We start from the raw sequence: 18,571 nt of genomic DNA, 5'->3' as shown, positions 1-18,571 counted from the left end.
CCTATCAAAAGTGTGTAAGTAACTAAAAGAACCCTATAGGCAAATAGAAATCCAGTTCAAACTCTTCGTTTTGATTGAGAAAATGATTTTTAATGTAGTGAACATATGCCGGAGTTGGACGCAATTTAAAGCCGGATTCAGGTAGCCATTGTTCTAATATCAAGCTCAACTTCGGTAAGAGCTCACCATAAATCCCACTCAATGGAAATACTGCATGTAGTCCACCCGGGATAACAAATTGATTGACCACGCCACGCACTGAAATCGGCCTTTCTATCTCAATGCATGCCACATAACGACACTGCTCTAACGCCACCCATGCAGGATTCGAATGATGTAATCCATATTGAACGGAAAAATCACGACCTTCCGTCATCGCCCACGCTTTTAATAATAGCCAAGCATGTGAAATAGAACGGTTATAACCCGTGTGGCGAACATAAGCAGCCATACGACTTGGCACTTCAATTATCTTTGGCATGGGCAAATCATGATTCGCTACGCGCTCATATCCCAACGCAATTTCTTTATCCTTCAGGTATGGCTTATCTGATATCTGTAAATCGTGGTTACGCCATTCCTTTGGCGACATATTGAATACACTTTTAAATGCTCGATTAAATGATGAAGCGGAGCTGAAGCCACTCTTATTCACAATATCAATCACCTTTGCCTGCGGATCAAACATAAACTGGTTAGCCGCATATTCCATACGAATACGGCGAATATACTGATTTACCGATTCACCAACCACACGTTGAAACGTTCGATGAAAATGCTGCTCTGAATAAGACGCAACTTTTGCAAGCTCACGAGCTGTCAAATCTCTACTGATATCCTGATGGATATAGAAAAGCACATCATTAATTCTTGATTGTTGAAGCTTATTCATAGCGTAGAGATATATAGCATAAATGGACATGTTAGTGAGCATATATGGACCGACCTTCTTTGCCAATAGTCATTACTATTTTCAGACCAACCACAACAAAATTTGAGTCTTATATGGAAACTGCCTACTCAGTCCAACAAATACAATCTTCCTATATACGTGAAATCCTTGCTGCTGCCAGTGATAAAAATGTTATTTCACTTGCAGGCGGTTTACCCGATGAAAAAACATTCCCTATCCATTTAATGAAACCCGCTATAGAAGCACTTACTGCAATGACTGATGTCTTTCAATATGGTGCAACCATTGGGTATGAGCCATTAATTGTTCACCTCACACAAACATATAATCTACCAGAAACACATCGCGTGATGACGTGTACTGGCTCTCAACAAGGCCTGGATTTAATTGCCCGAGCATACGTAAACCCCAACGATACCGTCGCTATGGAAGCACCTTGTTATCTCGGTGCAATGCAAGTCTTTCGCTTAGCACAGGCTAATTTGGTTACCGTATCTCAGGATGAATCCGGACCTGATATCAATGAATTAGAATTATGTTTTAAAACAACATCACCCAAGATGTTTTATGCGGTTCCGGATTTTCATAATCCAACGGGCGTATGTTGGTCACTTGAGAAACGCAACCAAGTCGCAACACTGTGCATCAAATATAATGTTGTGCTTATTGAAGATGCTCCGTACCGAGAATTACGTTTTTCTGGTGAGCCCCTTCCTTTAGTCTCTGACTTTTGCCCAGACCACTCTATTGTGCTGCGTTCACTATCTAAAATAGCATCTCCAGGTCTGAGGTTTGGGACTGTGAGCGGAAAGCAGAGTTATTTAGAACCGCTATTAAAAGTTAAACAAGGGGCAGACCTACACTCTAGTACGCCTATACAAGCAATAATACTTGGTTTATTACAACATGCTGAATTTCCTAAACATCTGGAAAATATACGTGCTATTTATCGATCTCGCTATGACACTATCTTTCGGGCAGTACAGGCCTATCTACCCGATGAATGCAAAATCACTCCAACAGAAGGCGGGATGTTTGTCTGGGTTACCCTCCCAGAATGTGATACCTACAAATTAGCAAATGAATTATTAGCGAATAAAGTTGCAGTCGTCCCAAGCCCCGTATTTTATCCGACATCAGCTGAGCCACCATCCGCAATACGTCTCAACTTTACCAATGCAGACCCAGAGGATTTAGTCACCGCAATTCAGCGTATTTCCCAAGTTCTGAAAAATACACCGTACTAAGATAAGTTAATAGGAAGGAATATTACTTTTTGTAGGGTAAACGTTCATTAATAAAATATGAACGTTTACCCTAGCTGATGATGGGGCATTTCCAATTTAGCCATCGCGATGTCGGATAAAAAAGTCATCGCTAAATGAGCCTATTCAGGATGACTTTTCTAATCCGTTATTAATCGCTATTTCACACCATTTTCCCAATGTGGCCAGTCAGTTACAATTTTTTGTGCTAGGGTGTTTGAAACTCGGTAAGCGTTGATTACCGCTGGCATGTATCCACCTGATTTTGCTGATAACGACTCAATTGGGGTTTGGTTTGGGGCTTCTCGATCAAAGTTAGAACCGGTACGCATCACTAATATTCGGTTGAAATCCAGCTTCCCAGCCTCGGCCCCCCGTTTTAGAGCGGTTAGGCTGGCATTATCTTCCATCTGCGTCGTGCAGTAGTTTGCTTTGCCGTTAGTAACCATCGTGGTATATGCCTGCATTGACTTAGCTATGTCCGAACCGTGCCAATAGGTATCACTAGAAAGAGTATCGCAGATAGACACTTTTGGCGTCTGGGCTCCAGGAGTGCCCGCCTTGTACTGCTGTCGATATTTTTGTGCTTGTTCCCCATCACTCAAAGCAACATTCGCAGTTAATTTGTAGGCTTTGTTCACCAACGCGTCGTTAAGTTTATAGACTTCAGTCCCTGCGCTCCATTTAGCTTTTTCGCTAGGCTTAGTGGCACCTAAAGCCAGCAAACCTGATGTCCAATCTTGCGGAATCTGACGTGAGTCGATTTCATGAATGAGGCCACCATCAATCACATAACGTGCCCAATTCGCTGAGCCAAGCGTTCCGTCATTTGGATCCACACCACCGATCCCAGAAATAATAAAGTAAGTGTCGCGTAGATTTAATTGTGGGCTTAGAGCAACGGCACTCATTGTACTTGCTGCATTGGCATATCCCATCGCGGTGGTGACAAGACAGATACCCTTGCCATTACATTTTAGTTCTGGGTATTCGGCGCTCAGACCAGCGATATGATAGCTATGCGTGAATGTATTCGTTTCTAACCAAGGTTTAGCTTCACTGCCAAACATAGTCACGATGAGCACTTTAGGGCTAATGGTTTGTGCTGAATCCGAACTTTGAGGCGTAGTGACACAACCGCTACTTAACAAGCCAAGTGCAATGGCTAGTGACAATTTTTTCATGATATCCCTAATATATTTCCGTAGTTAGGCCGTTGATACGAAATGAATAATTGATCAAATCAATGGCAATATAAAAATAAAACTATATAGAAAGCTAATACGAATTCATACCAACAATTTACACAATAAAAATCTACATATTTTTTAACGGGAACACTCACCTTTACAGTTTGGTTGATAACCTTACAGCCCACCAAAGTAACGAACAGCTGAATAACCAACGCGCAATGTTAGATGCCCGTGAAAGTTACGCCGTTTCTATCATCCAACCGACGGATACAGCAGGTTAACTTATTTAAAGCCCTAGGCGGCGGTTAAGAAACTGACACCCAAGCTCAATAAACTAGATCTACTGTTTTTCATCGTATATATCCACGCATTTCTACGTTGAAGTTTGATATTGCCCCTGCCTGAGTTTTTTTGAAAAAACTTTTCAAAAACTAATTACAATATGGTTGTTAAACATCGATGATAGAGTGTGTCGTCGTGAACATCCTCGATGTTCATCAATTAACATAATGCCGGAAATCAACCGACCAATAGTCGAAGGTATACTTTTACGCTAAAAAGCATAAAGGCAAACACCGCGTAATTGGGTCGGCTTAATTTGACTTATTAGCTGAACAAACGTAAGCGCACCACAAACACCACATTCTAATCACCCGTTGCCCACTCTATGATCACATCTCCAATCCAAAGGAGATGTGATATGTACAAACGACGCACCGACCAAGAATGGCTTTCTCTGATTGAGCAATGCCAAGCCAGTTCACTCACACAACACGCTTTTTGCCAAAAGCACGACATTAGCGTATCGACGTTTTACGCCAAGCGGCAAAAGCTGAGTGTTAACTATTCCGCGAATCAGAGTGGTTTCGTTAAGGCCGAAATGATTGAAAAGACTACGTGCCTCAAGGTGACCCAGACGTCGTTGGCGAACATGACTTTGATAGCAAATAACGTCGAATTGAGTATTCCTCAAGGCACGCCGACACACTATCTTGCAGAATTGATTGGAGCCTTGTCATGAAACGCATGATGACCGCGCCAGTGGTGTATTTATACCGCGAGTTTGTCGATTTCAGAAAGTCTATCAATGGTCTGGCGCTGTTGATTGAATCCGAAACCGACCTCGAGCTAGGCTCAGGGGCATTGTTCCTCTTCACCAATAAACAACGCGATAAAATCAAAGCGTTGTATTGGGACCAAACGGGTTATGCGCTCTGGTATAAACGCCTCGAAAAAGCTAAGTTTAAGTGGCCCACGCAAGAGAAAAATACGGTGTTTACCTTAACGCAATTTGACCTCGACAGGCTGCTTTCTGGCTTCACAATAATCGGCCATAAAGCGATAAAAATCGACAGTTTTACAATGGGTTAATGGCAATAAAAGTCAGATAAACCAAGCCTTTTTTATCGGTATTAAGTACAATAACGACCATGAAAAAGACGACCCCCGACATCAATCCAGACAGCCAAAACATCGCGGAACTTCAAGCGATGGTGAAGGCGTTGATGTCTGAGCAAGAAGCTTGGCAGCAAAAAGAATCACAGTGGCAACAAGAGCGCCAATCCTTAATTGAGCAGTTCAAACTGGCACTTGACCGTCAGTTCGCCAAACGCTCTGAAGCGTTAAAACCGTATAACGAAGCTCAGGGCGACTTCTTTAATGAAGTGGAATGCGAAGCGGAGAAAGTCGACGAATAAGTGGTGACCACGACGACCACAACAAAGCGCCGAGGTAAACGCAAGCCATTACCTAAAGACTTACCTCGCGAAACCGTGGTTCTTGATCTGGACGAGCACGATAAACAGTGTCCTTGCTGTCAACACTCTCTGCATCAAATCGGGGAAGACCGTAGCGAGAAACTGGAGTTCACGCCTGCCGTTCTCAAAGTTATCGAATACGTTCGTCCTAAATACGCGTGCCATCATTGTGAGCAACACGGTGAGACTAACCCTGTTCACCAACAGCCAGCGCCAGAGAGCATTATCCCGAAAAGCTTCGCCACAGAAAGCTTGCTGGCCAATATCATCTTAGGTAAATACCAGTACGCTTTGCCGCTGTATCGACAAGAAACCTTGTTCACACAATCGGGCATCGACTTATCAAGAACCACCATGGCTCGCTGGGTTATCCAAGTGAGCGAGAAGTTCCAACCCTTGTACCAAGCCTTAAAAACGCACTTACTTGAGCAAGTGGTGGTGCATGCCGATGAAACCCCATTAAATGTTCTACAAGAAGAGAAGCGCAGTTACATGTGGCTTTACTGCTCAGGAGCTGACTCTCCGCAAGCTTGTTTACCGGATATGAAAAACATCGTCTTGTACGACTATCAAAACAGTCGCGCGAGAGCGTGCCCAATGGACTTCTTGGGAGATTACTCGGGTTACCTGCAAACCGATGGTTATGCGGCGTACGATGGTCTCACTCAAGTGACAAACGTCGGTTGCTTCGCTCATGCTCGCCGTAAGTTCATGGAAGCAAAAAAGCTCTAGGGAAAAGGCAAGACTGGGAAAGTGGATATCGCACTGGCGAAAATCCAAAAACTCTATGCGCTCGAAGCTCGCTTAAAACCTTCGTCAGCCGAAGAGCGTTGGTCAGAAAGACAATCACACGCCAAACCGATATTGGACGACCTGTATCAATGGCTCACGACACAGAAAGTGTTCGAATCTAGCCTACTGGGTAAAGCGATTAAATACACCTTGGGTCAATGGCCAAAGTTGGTGCGTTATGTGGATGATGGGCACTTATTCATCGACAACAATCGAGCAGAGCGTGCGATAAAATCGATGGTCATTGGCCGAAAGAACTGGCTCTTCGCCAACACATCAAAAGGTGCTGATGCCAGTGCATTACTCTATAGCATCATAGAGACGGCTAAAGCCAATGGACTCATTCTCTACGATTACATGGTCAAGTGCATGAAAGAGCTGGCGAAAGCAGAGCCTGACATCAACTCACTTCTTCCGTGGAACTTCTCACACTAAAACGCCCCGTGTGTTCATGGGGCGCTTACTGTATATTATCGGTTGATAAAAGTTGTAGAAAGTGTGAAGTTGGTCGTTAACACTCAATATCGTAACAAAAATAGCTAACAGATATCAGCTTCTTTCTGAATTAGTGCGAGCATTCATACACTTTCAATTTATCCATTTTCCATACGTCAGCATCAGCTTCGGAAAAAATAGATAGATCTATTCCAAAGTGTTTATCTCTATGAATGCTAACAGCATGGGAACCTTCAGTAGGAGATTCCATTTTACTATTAAGATATTTAGGTGAAACAGAAGCACAACTGGTTAGCAGAGCGGTAATGAGTATTGCATATGATTTTTGATAGAAAACATAGTCAGTGAGTTTATTAATAATGGTTTTAAGGAAAAGGTAAAAAGTTTATATAAAAATTTCTTAGATTACATAATTTGAGCAGACCTTCAGAATTTTCGTTCATTACTTTGCAATACCTAAGTTAATTCATAGTTTACTAAAATAGGTAGAAACTGTAAGAAGTTTTTGTCCATTACCGCGTCAGCCAGATCTTAGCTGACATGTGATCACCAAGCGATTCTGTCGTACCTTAATTACCAAGCGACCTTGGCGGAGCCGTTGCGACAAACGCAATGCTGGGGGGGGGGGGGGGGGGGGGTACACAGTGGATAATTTTGGCTGGAGTGGCGGAAAACGCTATCACGAACAGAAACTTGAAGAGGCAGAGGCGATTACGCCATAAATACCACAACAAAGTAAGCATCAGCCGCAGCCCTCTCCGTGCAGCGGCTTTGCTGTTTATAAATCTGCCAATCCACCTCTAAAGTTTCATATAAATTAAACTATTACAGGTTTTTCTGGTCTAATCTAAACGATCTAGCACAGATATCCATCAGAGGTTTTAATAAGAATAATGAAATTTTCAGGTCTTGCATTAATGCTTGTCGCGACCTTATACGGCAGTCATACCCTAGCTGCTAAAAAAACAGTTTCAGCAGACAATGCGATTACTTCGGTCAAATCTTATGGTTTTGTCGATCTTGAAGGGGCAAAAACATCTGCAATCATTGTTGAATACAACACACCGATTGATGCAAAGTCTGTCGATAGTAATGATTATCAAATTACTGACTATGCACTTTATCAGGAACGTCAGCATGGCTTTGATAAGACGATTGAACGTGATAACGACAGTGTGAAAGGAAATGAAGGACATATCACCAAAGTGTATGTCAATAATAAACCCATGCCTTCCATAAGCGGCGGAACAAAGTCAGGTCGCTATGTCATCCTTGAGGTCAATACAGCTTATATGCTCAAAGCACAAAACCTCGTTTATACTTCAACGATGATGGCCGGAGTAAAACAGATTTCTGATATCCAGGGGGAAGATGCGAAAATAACAGCTGGGACAAAAGAAATCGTTAACTACACCATCACCCAACAGAAAAATAAATGGAGTGGTGGTCTGCAAAACGTGATTACGGCGGATAAAAGCACAATCATTCTGCCGCAGTTTGACTCCCAAAGCGGCTGGACATTGCATCGTATCGGCGATGGTGCATTCAAAGCCACTCATACTTACAGTGAATATACGGGTAAATACGAAGACTTCGAACTGCCATACTCGATATATGTTCCTGACCCTGAGCAATTAAAACAGCACAAGGGCAATATTTCTCTGGTTCTGCATATGGAACATGCCGGTGCCAATAATACCGATCCTATGGCGGCACTTACCTCTTCAAAAGCAGCGGTTAAACTGTCTGGTGATAAAGTCCAGACGTCAAACCCTGCCATTATAGTCGTACCGCAAATAGAAGAAAGTCGTCGTTCAACCAATGATTTAGTGTCTTCCAGTGAAGCAAATACCGCGGTTTGGGAACTGGTAGATTCCATACTGAAAAAATATCACGGCTACATCAATACTGATCGAATTTATGGTACCGGACAATCAATGGGCGGAATGCTGCTATTAAGTATGGCGGCTCAAAGAGATAACTTTTTTGCCGGTATCGCCGTTGCTGGTTCACAATGGTCAAATAACTACAATAAAAACTTCCAGAATAATGGCTCGCCTGCGCGTACACCTGAAAATGACCCTATCAGTTTCAATGGTTTTGGATTAGACAAACACAATTACCAAAACTGGTATTACATGGTTTCAGATGACAACATACTGGTTCATAGCTGCTCTGGTGATTCAATGGCTTCCGGTGAGTGGAACGCTCTTTCTGACTACTATAAAGCGGCAGGAGTAACAGTGACTCATGCTCAGTGGGATCCTTATCTGCCATTGGAGACACAGAATACCAAAGAGAAAGAAGTTACGAACCACGACAATACAACCCCCGGCTCTGGAATAAACTGGATCTCATTCACCCGCGGTAACCATATGTCTACCTGGAAATATGCGTACCAGCTCGATTATCCTTTCCAGTGGCTATTTAGCCAACGCCGTCAATCAGAACAGGAAAGAAAAAAAATCACACAACTGAGTCGCCCATGGCTTGGTCGGGATGTTCAGGGAAATATACAAAAAGGATCAGGCACAGCTCAGCTAAATTCAACCCAATTTACGCCACATGGAGCAAGTAGCGTGTTTGTTGAAGGTTGGACTCCGGTATCAGCATTCAACGCGATGTTGAATCAGCTACCAGCGGCAAACCAGATTACGCGTAAAAGCAGCAAAGAGATAGAGGAAGCGAGCCAAGCCTATAACCAGCTGACACAAGAAGAAAGAAAACAGATCAAAGGGATCGAGCGATTAACAGAAGCTCAAAAACAAATATCAGCTTTGAATAAAAATTAAACTCAAACAAAATCGGCAGATAACGAGCTGATAACAATCACTGGCGTTTACGATAATGTGGCTACCGATGTATTGCTGAATGAAAGATGTGCAGCAAAGATCAACACGCTCTAGCTAAGCCAGAGCCTGGTATCTACTCACTTCTTCCCTGGAGCTTTTCACACTGAAACTAAACGGCCTGTGGGATCATGGGGCGGATACGAACAAACTACGGTAACTATTCATAGCTATATTTATTTTCAATTTTTCTTTTTTCTACTATGTACTGCTCGTTACTTATTTTTCCTAATGCAAGCTTATCATCTAATTCGCTCATCTCTTTCTTTATCTCTTGCTTAAGATAATGTTTGGTAACATCGTAATTTATAGACTCCGCTCCTTGCTTACCACTGAAGGGATCCCATAGAACAGAAAGAGGCCAAAATAATAGATTTACAACACCTAAACCTGGTTCACGCGCATAAAAAGACCCGCCACCTGGCAATAAACCCAAAGCCATTCCTGTATTGGGATTTTTTTCTTTAATTAGTACACCATCTTTTTCCATTGCAGCATACTCTCTTTGCTGCATTGAATTTAGTCCAGATGCACACCCTGAAAGAAATGCAGCTAGAATCAACGATATAGTTATCTTACTAAACTTCATTTTGACCCTTTTTAATGTTAAATAAACTTAATTCTTACTACATAAAACAGCTAGCAGTGTCTTTTCAGCGGATAGTATCTTCATAATATTTTTAGAAAATACAGACACCATATCAGTAACATACTGTTCTATAGATGTTATATTTCTTTGTACTTACAAATTGCAGAATACGATCTTACATTTATAGCAATTCAACTATGTTCATAATCTGCTATTAGTAAATATAGGTTAAAGTTATGAAAAGAGATGTGTCTCTCAAGTCTTAAAATAGAAAATAATGGGGCAAAACTTCTTTAATACTTTTAAATCAAATTAAATGGATCAGATCAGAATATATTCTTATCTAAGTAAGAACATAAGCATTATACCTACCTCTAAGTAACTGTTTTTAAATGCTGTCTACTGGAAGACTATTATGAACGAAGTTCACCGGAGCCAAGTTTCAATGAACGAAACTTCGCTCCGGTGGAATGAACCTATACACAAAAGTTAGCTTTACAGTCAAATTGTAACAGAGTGCTACCTCATATTTATTCATCCCTATCATTTTGTTATGTTATAACATTATTGACATTACATAATTAGAAAGTATAAATCCCTGTGCAGCCAATTGATTCAAGCCGTTCAATACTGACCGTTGACAATCTATCCATTTCAATCAATGGACAAATTCTCGTTGAAAACATTAACCTTTCGCTATCGCAAGGCGAGCGGGTCTGTCTTCTCGGTGCGTCAGGGTCAGGAAAATCGTTAACAGCACAAGCTATTAACGGGACTCTGCCTCCCTATTGTGATGTTTCTGGTTCAATTAACATCAATGGTATTGATGTAACAGCAAAACCAGTATTAGCACGTCAGCCGCAAGGCCGGGTCGCGACCATTTTTCAAGATACGTTCAGTGCCCTAAACCCACTCATGAGCGTGGGAAAACAGCTTTCGCTCAGTACACAAAACCGTTCCAATCATGAGCTGCATGATGTACTGGCGCAAATGCACATTGACCCAACGTCGGATCTGTTATCTCGTCTGCCTTCTGAGTTATCTGGAGGCCAGCGCCAGCGCCTCTGCATCGCTCTAGCCTTATTAAGTGGTGCCAATGTATTGGTGGCAGATGAGCCAACCACTGCACTGGATGTACTAAGTCAAAAGCAGGTCATTGAGCTGCTGAAACAGTACTGTGGTCCGCAGCACCTATGTGCTCACGATGAGCATTTGCACGGCAGCCCACTGTCATTGCTGTTCATTACTCACGACATTAATGTGGCAGCCGAACTGTGCGATCGGGCAATCGTTATTTATCAAGGCAAGATTGTTGAACAGGCTCCGATGCACCAGTTACTTCGTTACCCTCAACACCCCTATACCCAAAGTTTGGTTCAAGCGGTTAAGAGCAGCCGTTTATCTCATATCACCGCTGCCAATTCAGCTACAAGGGCTTATGCATGAACGCTGATACTCCATTTTTGACCTTAAACAACGTCAGTTTTACGCCCAATCAACAGGCTATCATTCAGGATCTCACGTTAGCCTTCACTCAACACGAACGCGTGGGACTGGTTGGCGCATCGGGGAGCGGTAAATCTACCTTGCTCAAGCTAATTTTAGGGGTTAATCAACCCAGCTTGGGACAACTCGCCTGCCAAGGAGAGCCTATTCGTAAACGCTTATGGCATTCGTTGAATTGGTATCGCGAACAGGTGCAATACATACCGCAAGATCCACAAAATGCTCTGCCACCGATGCAAAGTGTGGCAAAGGTATTGGCTGAACCAGTAAAACGCCTCAAAAAACGAGAAGTGACGTTATCCGAACTCATTCACGCCCTAAAGCAGGTTGGACTGACAGAAGAAACACTGAATAAAAAAGCCGGCGAACTTTCTGGCGGACAAGCACAACGAGTGGCATTAGCTCGAGCTCTAATGGTAAAGCCTGTTTTTCTACTGGCTGACGAACCAACCAGTGGTTTGGATTTACCCCTACGTGAGCAGATAAAAACATTATTGCTTGAGGTGTGCCAACAAAATCACATGGGACTTTTACTGGTCACCCACGATATGTCGATTGTGTCGGGGCTATGTGACCGACTTTTGGTGATGAACCATGGTGCGATTGTTGAAGATCGCCCAACCCAAGCGGTGCTTACTTCGCCACAGCACCCATATACCCAACAATTATTGGAGGCGGTACCTAGCATAGAGCTGGAAACGTCTCATTTCGAAAGGCGCTCCGCGTAATTTGTAATTCTTATAGGATGAAGTATCAATGAAACTATTAAAGCAGTGGCCATTGCTTAGTGTTGCCATCTGTGCCTCTTTATTGTCGGGTTGTTTTGATTCGACGAGCGACAAACCTGTCTCACAAGCGAGCACAACAGAAGCAACGCAAGATCGCATCAAGCTAGCCATGTTATTGCCGCCACGCTCAGGGTTAACACCGCTGAGTGATGACGCATTTAAGTTGTCCCGTTGGAGCACAGCCGAAACCTTGGTGATCTTAGACCAAGCTGGCAATCTGGCTCCGGCACTTGCAACAAAATGGGAACAGATTTCACCAACCGAATGGCGCTTCGAACTTCGTCCGAACGTGCAATTTCATGATCACAGCCCATTTAATGCCAAGGCTGTAGTCAACTCACTGCAAGTGGCCGCTAAGGCAACCCCAAAACCACGTATTCTTGATGGCATGAACCTTACCATTAAGGCCGATGGTGAACACGCCGTTATCGTGACCAGTTCAAAACCTGATCCTCTTTTGGCGCAGCGTTTAACCAGCCCGCAATTATCCATTTTGTCACCGAATGCCTACCAAGCAAACGGTGTGATTAATCCAATTACTGCCGGAACCGGTCCGTTTGTACTGACGGCAGTAAATGGCACCAGTTCAGCAACCTTAAATCGTTTTAACGATTACTGGGGTGAGAAAGCCCAGGCATCGGGTATTGACGTGAACTTTGTTCCTGATGGTATCGCTCGTGCTGCTGCACTGCGCACTGATAACGCCGATATTGTTGAAGCAATTCCGGTATCGCAAGCCCCACTGCTTGACCCTTCGTTAGTTCATGAAGTGCCAATGCCACGCACCAATACCCTGTATCTCAATACCCGTTACGGTGTGATGAAAGATCCTGCAGTACGCGCTGCGGTTCGCGAAGCCATTAATCGCGAGCAAATCGTCAATAATGTGTATGAAAAACGTGCTGATATTGCCCAAGGTCTATTAGGTCCAGCGCTACCTTGGGCGGCGAAGTTGCGCCAACCCGTTGAACACACTGTCGCACCTGCTGATCCCAAAGGCATCACTATTACTTTGGCGACGTTTACCGACCGTACTGAACTACCGGAAGTGGCAGTTTACCTCGCACAACAGTTAAACAAAGCTGGCTTTACCGTTAAACAAGATGTTCGTGAATACTCACAAATCGAATCGGATGCACTAGCGGGCAAGTTCGATGCGTTTATTTTGTCACGAGCAACCGTATTGGACTCTGGCGATCCAGTGGCGTACATGTACAGCGACTTTAGCTGTAAAGGATCGTTTAATATTGCGCAGCTTTGCCAACCAGAGATTGATCAAGCACTACAAGTCGCTGGCAGTCTACCTGCAGGGCTTGAACGCCAAAAAGCGATCATGGCAGCAGAGAACCTGATTTTGGCCAGCGATGCGGCCATTCCTATGCTGCACGAGCGTGTGATCCAAGGCGAATCGAAACGAGTGGTTGGCGCCATTCGCGATCCTCGTGAACGCACCTTGATTGATAGCCATACCTACATCAAAAACGTCGAGTAATTCGCAATCGTAACCTATTAATAGCAGTAAGAACCGTGTAACCATGAAACGACTTTCTTTACGTTCAATCGCCGCTTGGTCTGGCCTAACTTCGCTAGGGTCACGCATAGTGACCATGGGTGGAGTGGTGATATTAGTTGCCCTCCTCCCTTGGTTATCAGGGCAAGCTCCTGCACTGGCTTTGCTACGCGCACGCTCTGCAGAGCAAAATCCCAGTGAAGAGACACTGAATGCCATTCGCACTTCTTTGGGGCTCGATCAAGGGCCATGGGCATTGATGACACAATGGTTGCACGGTTTATTGCAAGGTGACCCTGGTGTCTCTTGGGTGTCTGGTCGCCCAATTTTAGGGGGCATGCTCAACGCCGCGAGTGTCTCTCTGACATTAATGGGGCTCGCTTTTTGTGGGGCAGTCATCATCGCCCTAACACTTGCTCTTCCCACTATTCGCTATGGGCTACGTGGACAAGCGCACCGTAGCCAAGGTGTTATCGCGGTTATGTTCACCGCCCTACCAGAATTTTTGCTCGCTTCGGTATTACTGCTCATCGGTGCTGTGTGGCTACGTTGGTTTCCGCCTTTTGGCTGGCAAGGGTTTCACTACGCGGTGTTACCTGCACTGTCGATGGCGATTCCTGCCGGTGGTTATCTAGGTCGTTTACTCTCAGATACGATTGCTCAAGTGTTTACCGAACCTTGGGTCGCGACTTGGAGCGTGGCGGGTATTAGTCGTCGTCATATTACTTTTGCCGTACTTAAACGAGCGTTAGCCACTATTCTGCCTTTGGTTGGTTTAGTCGTGGTATCACTGACTGGTGGTGCCATTGCAGTGGAAAAAGTGTTTGCGATTCCGGGCATTGGTCGCGCTACTCTTGGGGCAGCCATTGCCAAAGATGTACCGACACTGCAATTGGGTATTTTGTTGATTTTATCGCTCGCCTTTACCATCGGTATCGTAGTCAATGTGATTAAAGCGCTCATTTTGGGTCGTGCACTGCGCCAAGGGGCGCTACCTCAGCCTAAAGAAAACAGCATTCAAGTCACCGGCTCTGCTCGAGTTATCCCTTGGGTTTGTCTTGGATTGCTGGTGCTGGTCATCGTGTTTGGTTTACCGCGCGATCCGTTTGCTATCGAACATATGCGCTTGTCATCGCCTTCACTCACACTACCATTTGGTGCCGATTCGATGGGCAGAGACATTCTCGCTCGCGTCGCCCATGGCAGTTTTTACACCTGCTTTTTAGCCATCATCATCTCGCTGATTTGTTTAGTGATTGGCTTTGTTGTCGGTCAGTTTCCACGCCTTATGGCGGGGCCAATTGAAATCGCCAATGCTCTACCACCGGTGATTACCGGGTTATTAATTGTCGCTATTTATGGTGCGGGGATCTGGGGAGCAAGTTTAGCGGTGATATTGGTCAGTTGGGCACCTTTGGCCGCGCACGCCGCCGCTCTGACAACAGAAGTCAAAGCGCGCACTTACATGCAAATGCTACCAATGATTGGAGTTGGGCCACTCAGACGCAATGTGTTTTACTTGCTTCCTGCGGTATTTAAGCCACTATTACGCCATGCCATGTTGCGCGTGCCGGGCATTGCACTTGCTCTTGCTTCACTAGGGTTCCTTGGCTTGGGCGCTATGCCACCAAGCCCAGAATGGGGCCGTATTCTGTCTGAAGGTATGCCCTACGTAGAGCGTAGCTATTGGGTGATATTAGCTCCCGCATCGTCACTTATCCTGCTATCAATTTTAGCTGTTAGCGCGACTAGCGTTTGGGGCAGTAAACGCTAATTTTTAAACGTTTAAAACGGACACACACCGTTATTAAGGTGTGTATCTCTTCATTCTTTCTTCCATAGCGATAATGCCAGATGGCACCACCATAGAGATACAAGACTAGGAAAACTGCGAAGGTGTAGGAAGCGTTATAAGGTGATATGGACACATATTAGAAAGCTAGTTAATTAGCTCACCTTGTGGCGACGAAACTGCACCATGCTAATTAACCCTATACCTAAAAACATTAAGCCAAATATGTCAGGTTCAGGGACAGTACTGACTCGCAATACCGCGATTCCTAGTGACGCGGATGAGCCGGATGCGGATTCTGCCGCTTCAATATACTCATAAGTAGAGAATCTGCCGTAATTATCTGATATGCCTTCTAACACTATGATCCCGTATAGATCATCATTGTCATCAGCATCGTCAAAAATAGCAGCGGTTCCGATATCCAAATAACCATTTCCAGTATCACTTAACGTCACTCCAAGTAAGGATAACATTGCAGTAAACGTTGAGTAATTTGCCTCTGAATCACTGTAATAATAAGAATTATCTGTTCCGTAACCGAACTGGTCCAATAAATCTTTCATATCTGACGTAGTTGCTATTGACCATCCAGAACCGTAGTCAATACCATTGATGACGAGGTTGCTATCGTTCGCTATGATATTATCAAGTAACTCTTGCACCGATATTTCAGTCGTTATATTCCATTGAAGCCACTCATAAACCGTATCACCATCAGTGTAACTTAAAATATTATTTTCAACCGACGCTCCACTTATAACGGTTGCTTGAGCTATTCCGGAAAATATAAGTAACACAAATACACTTAACCACCTCTTCATATTCGTTCCTTTATTATTACCCCAATCAACTTGTTGATTTAAGGCATAAAATATGCCCACAGGAGGAACTTATATAAAACAATTAGTTATGTTGTTAATATGGATTTTAATGCTATGAAGTGTAAATAAATCATACATATCAATATATATTATGGTATCGACACTTACAGTACTATTGGGTATCTAAACTCTGTTAGATTTAATTCTATAAGTTTACATATTTAATAATAACAGTAAGATTTCAACTTATTTACCCTGTAGATGACGCACTACTAAAAATAAAAATGGCCAGATAATCTGGCCAAATATCAATAGCGGGGCTGTTCTATCACCTAACCCACTACTTTGTCAGCGTTAATTTATCAACTTGCTTAGCCTGTTTGATAGCGGCAAATAACGCTTTGCGGGCAGCTTGCTCGCTAATGGCGTGATCGCGTTTAGTCACTTTCATCATAATAAAAGCAGTCGCGTTATTTTGGTTATCCTGCACACCTTTATCAACAATCGATAAGTTGGTGTAAAGAGAAGCTAATGCACATGAGCCGATAGCGGCAGTGCCAGAGGGTAACTCACCTTGTGCGACTCGACGTGCAGATTCGGCAGTACCCGCCGGAATCGCCTGCTCTTTTAATCCTTTAATGCTGTGTTTCCAGCGGTCAATTTGCTTAAGCGCTGCTGGGTGAGAAGCAATCAAGCTGATTGGTGTGTTAGCCGCAACATCCTTTTTATTCATCAGCACACACATTTCAATTGGCATCGTCACATAAGCTTGCAGCGCAGTGGGTTTATAGTGCTCAAATGCGGTGACTGTTGCCTGAACCAGTTGGCCTTTGATGGTGGTATTTTCCACGGCACTGAACGCATAGGCATCATGCTCGCTGGCAGATTTCATAACATTTAAAGGTGTTCCTGCATAAATGGTGTCGTGTTTAAGCGCCGGTCTTTGGGCAAACAGTTTCGCTATTGCTTCATTATTGAAGCTCCCTTTAGATGCTTGAACATAAATGTCGCTACTGGCCCAAGTAGGTGCCGCCAATACAGAACTCGCCATTAAAGCTGCAGACATAACGATACGTTGAAGTGCTTTACTTCTCATTATTTTACCTTTTTTAATTTATTGATTTTATTTATGATTTCAAAGTAAAGCTTATCTTGAACGGATAAAATAAGCCCTACTCAAAAAAGCAGGGCTTACCATAATGATTAACGTCGTTATTTACAATGTTTTGGGTGGGAGATCCTGAAGTATTTCATTCACTTGTTTATCTGTTAGGTCATAATTCAAAAAACGGTGGTAGAAAGATTTTGTTTCTTTTGCCATATCTAGATTTTTGAAATGTTCAGGATGGAGCGTTTTCGCCGCCCACTGAACTTGTAATGCGGTTTCTGCGCCGTAACGATCCCATAAAAAAGCGCCATTGGGATTGATATACACTTGGTGATGTTTCACCGCATTAACACTTGCCCACATCGGATCGCTTTCTAATGCTTTTAATTCACTAGCGCGAGTGGCTGGGTCAGGCATTGCGCTGCCACCAAAAATAATCACATCAGGATTCCACGCCAACATCTGCTCTTTAGACGTCACTTTTAAACTGCCATGCACATCTTCTGCAACATTAACGCCACCAGCGGCTTTAATCCAAGCATCAATCAACGAATGACCGCCATCGATAGTCAACGGATTAAAGTGCACTACATGCAATACGCGTGGCTTTTTACTTTCAGGCAAAGTGGACGTATAAGAGCGAACCTGTTGCAATTTCTCTTCTAGATAAGCGTTAAAATCGTCGGCGCGTTTTTGCGCATCAGGACCAAGGATCTTCGCGGTTAAATCAAAGGTTTTTTCCAACTCTTTAAAGTTAGTAAACGTCAGTTGAACATTAGGGATATTCAATTCTTGCAATTTAGTACGCATACGCGGGGTAACAATAGAGAAAACCACATCAGGTTTATCTTTCAGCATTTCTTCTACGTTCACGTCTGTTTTAGTAAACGCGGGAGATGCCTGTTTCATTTGCGGGTTCACCACCGCTAGCCAAGGACGTTTTTCTGGAGTATCGACGTTCACGTAGGACACCACTTTAGCTCCAGCTCCGAGCATAGATAACACTTCTAAATGCGCAGGCCACGCATCACCAATAGCATGAATCTGCGAAGGTGCTGGGACGGCTACTGCAGTACTACTGGCATCCGTTACCGTTTGCTGAATCGCTGCCATTGCAGGCATACCAACAGATAAACAGGACAAACACGCCACTGCTGCCAACGCTTTTGTTCTCAGCATTCCATGCTGACGAAATGACACTTTCTTTGCAGACATAAATTACGCTCCAT

14 protein-coding genes and 1 pseudogene are annotated in these 18,571 nt (G+C 43.8%); 9 read left to right on the top strand and 6 right to left on the bottom strand.

From position 1 onward, the window contains the following. Positions 1 to 22 precede the first annotated feature (22 nt). On the bottom strand, positions 23 to 892 hold the full coding sequence (locus I1A42_RS24130; RefSeq protein WP_196125766.1) for an AraC family transcriptional regulator: 870 nt from the start codon (positions 890 to 892) through the stop codon (positions 23 to 25). 113 nt (positions 893 to 1,005) lie between these two features. On the opposite strand from I1A42_RS24130, the gene I1A42_RS24125 reads away from it, so the two are divergent. Beyond that, positions 1,006 to 2,160 carry an aminotransferase-like domain-containing protein gene (locus tag I1A42_RS24125; protein ID WP_196125764.1) on the top strand — a complete coding sequence of 385 codons (1,155 nt, stop codon included), beginning with the start codon at positions 1,006 to 1,008 and terminating at the stop codon, positions 2,158 to 2,160. 176 nt (positions 2,161 to 2,336) lie between these two features. Here I1A42_RS24125 and I1A42_RS24120 read toward each other — a convergent pair whose 3' ends face one another. Further along, entirely contained in the window at positions 2,337 to 3,362 is a 1,026-nt protein-coding gene (locus I1A42_RS24120) for a purine-nucleoside phosphorylase (protein WP_196125531.1), read from the bottom strand. 709 nt (positions 3,363 to 4,071) lie between these two features. Between I1A42_RS24120 and tnpA the strand changes: the two genes are divergently transcribed. The 4 genes and pseudogenes from tnpA (at position 4,072) to I1A42_RS24100 (ending at position 9,168) form a co-directional block, all read left to right on the top strand. Next, positions 4,072 to 4,392: an IS66 family insertion sequence element accessory protein TnpA gene (gene tnpA, locus I1A42_RS24115; protein ID WP_161157513.1), complete on the top strand. Its 321-nt coding sequence runs from the start codon at positions 4,072 to 4,074 to the stop codon at positions 4,390 to 4,392. Further along, on the top strand, positions 4,389 to 4,742 hold the full coding sequence (tnpB, locus tag I1A42_RS24110) for an IS66 family insertion sequence element accessory protein TnpB (protein WP_161157512.1): 354 nt from the start codon (positions 4,389 to 4,391) through the stop codon (positions 4,740 to 4,742). The genes tnpA and tnpB overlap by 4 nt, the downstream gene beginning before the upstream one ends. 59 nt (positions 4,743 to 4,801) lie before the next feature. Next, a pseudogene (gene tnpC, locus I1A42_RS24105) lies at positions 4,802 to 6,355 on the top strand (IS66 family transposase). A gap of 914 nt (positions 6,356 to 7,269) precedes the next feature. Beyond that, positions 7,270 to 9,168, top strand: coding sequence for a peptidase (locus tag I1A42_RS24100; RefSeq protein WP_196125529.1), 1,899 nt, complete (start codon positions 7,270 to 7,272; stop codon positions 9,166 to 9,168). A gap of 217 nt (positions 9,169 to 9,385) precedes the next feature. Here the strand turns inward: I1A42_RS24100 and I1A42_RS24095 are convergent, their stop codons facing one another. Continuing rightward, complete coding sequence (locus I1A42_RS24095; protein WP_196125527.1) at positions 9,386 to 9,814, bottom strand: hypothetical protein; 429 nt, start codon at positions 9,812 to 9,814, stop codon at positions 9,386 to 9,388. Positions 9,815 to 10,414: 600 nt separating this feature from the next. Between I1A42_RS24095 and I1A42_RS24090 the strand changes: the two genes are divergently transcribed. From I1A42_RS24090 to I1A42_RS24075, 4 genes are read left to right on the top strand one after another with little or no spacing between them, the layout of a single operon-like run. Next, a complete protein-coding gene (locus I1A42_RS24090) occupies positions 10,415 to 11,260 on the top strand; it encodes an ATP-binding cassette domain-containing protein (RefSeq protein WP_196125524.1) in 846 nt (281 codons plus the stop codon). Beyond that, a complete protein-coding gene (locus I1A42_RS24085) occupies positions 11,257 to 12,048 on the top strand; it encodes an ABC transporter ATP-binding protein (RefSeq protein ID WP_196125522.1) in 792 nt (263 codons plus the stop codon). The genes I1A42_RS24090 and I1A42_RS24085 overlap by 4 nt, the downstream gene beginning before the upstream one ends. Before the next feature lie 28 nt (positions 12,049 to 12,076). Continuing rightward, positions 12,077 to 13,600, top strand: a complete 1,524-nt coding sequence (locus I1A42_RS24080) for an ABC transporter substrate-binding protein (protein WP_196125520.1) — start codon at positions 12,077 to 12,079, stop codon at positions 13,598 to 13,600. 43 nt (positions 13,601 to 13,643) lie between these two features. Continuing rightward, positions 13,644 to 15,392 carry an ABC transporter permease subunit gene (locus I1A42_RS24075; protein ID WP_196125518.1) on the top strand — a complete coding sequence of 583 codons (1,749 nt, stop codon included), beginning with the start codon at positions 13,644 to 13,646 and terminating at the stop codon, positions 15,390 to 15,392. Between the two features lie 173 nt (positions 15,393 to 15,565). Here the strand turns inward: I1A42_RS24075 and I1A42_RS24070 are convergent, their stop codons facing one another. The 3 genes from I1A42_RS24070 to I1A42_RS24060 all read right to left on the bottom strand — a co-directional run bounded on the left by I1A42_RS24070 (position 15,566) and on the right by I1A42_RS24060 (position 18,557). After that, positions 15,566 to 16,234: a hypothetical protein gene (locus I1A42_RS24070; RefSeq protein WP_196125505.1), complete on the bottom strand. Its 669-nt coding sequence runs from the start codon at positions 16,232 to 16,234 to the stop codon at positions 15,566 to 15,568. Between the two features lie 340 nt (positions 16,235 to 16,574). Next, the gene (locus tag I1A42_RS24065; RefSeq protein WP_196125504.1) at positions 16,575 to 17,330 is read right to left on the bottom strand and encodes a prephenate dehydratase domain-containing protein; all 756 of its coding nucleotides are present in this window, start codon (positions 17,328 to 17,330) and stop codon (positions 16,575 to 16,577) included. Between the two features lie 120 nt (positions 17,331 to 17,450). Next, entirely contained in the window at positions 17,451 to 18,557 is a 1,107-nt protein-coding gene (locus I1A42_RS24060; protein ID WP_230389754.1) for an ABC transporter substrate-binding protein, read from the bottom strand. Positions 18,558 to 18,571: the final 14 nt, after the last annotated feature.

Source organism: Vibrio nitrifigilis (genome assembly GCF_015686695.1).
GTDB classification, from domain to species: Bacteria; Pseudomonadota; Gammaproteobacteria; order Enterobacterales; family Vibrionaceae; genus Vibrio; species Vibrio nitrifigilis.
Note: the sequence above shows the minus strand (reverse complement) of the source record. Positions and strands in the feature narration are given on the sequence as shown.

Bases quoted from the DNA above. Each gene is read 5' to 3' on its own strand.
- I1A42_RS24130 (WP_196125766.1), bottom strand. From the start codon at position 892: ATGAATAAGCTTCAACAATCAAGAATTAATGATGTGCTTTTCTATATC.
- I1A42_RS24125 (WP_196125764.1), top strand. From the start codon at position 1,006: ATGGAAACTGCCTACTCAGTCCAACAAATACAATCTTCCTATATACGT.
- I1A42_RS24120 (WP_196125531.1), bottom strand. From the start codon at position 3,362: ATGAAAAAATTGTCACTAGCCATTGCACTTGGCTTGTTAAGTAGCGGT.
- tnpA (WP_161157513.1), top strand. From the start codon at position 4,072: ATGTACAAACGACGCACCGACCAAGAATGGCTTTCTCTGATTGAGCAA.
- tnpB (WP_161157512.1), top strand. From the start codon at position 4,389: ATGAAACGCATGATGACCGCGCCAGTGGTGTATTTATACCGCGAGTTT.
- I1A42_RS24100 (WP_196125529.1), top strand. From the start codon at position 7,270: ATGAAATTTTCAGGTCTTGCATTAATGCTTGTCGCGACCTTATACGGC.
- I1A42_RS24095 (WP_196125527.1), bottom strand. From the start codon at position 9,814: ATGAAGTTTAGTAAGATAACTATATCGTTGATTCTAGCTGCATTTCTT.
- I1A42_RS24085 (WP_196125522.1), top strand. From the start codon at position 11,257: ATGAACGCTGATACTCCATTTTTGACCTTAAACAACGTCAGTTTTACG.
- I1A42_RS24080 (WP_196125520.1), top strand. From the start codon at position 12,077: ATGAAACTATTAAAGCAGTGGCCATTGCTTAGTGTTGCCATCTGTGCC.
- I1A42_RS24075 (WP_196125518.1), top strand. From the start codon at position 13,644: ATGAAACGACTTTCTTTACGTTCAATCGCCGCTTGGTCTGGCCTAACT.
- I1A42_RS24070 (WP_196125505.1), bottom strand. From the start codon at position 16,234: ATGAAGAGGTGGTTAAGTGTATTTGTGTTACTTATATTTTCCGGAATA.
- I1A42_RS24065 (WP_196125504.1), bottom strand. From the start codon at position 17,330: ATGAGAAGTAAAGCACTTCAACGTATCGTTATGTCTGCAGCTTTAATG.
- I1A42_RS24060 (WP_230389754.1), bottom strand. From the start codon at position 18,557: ATGTCTGCAAAGAAAGTGTCATTTCGTCAGCATGGAATGCTGAGAACA.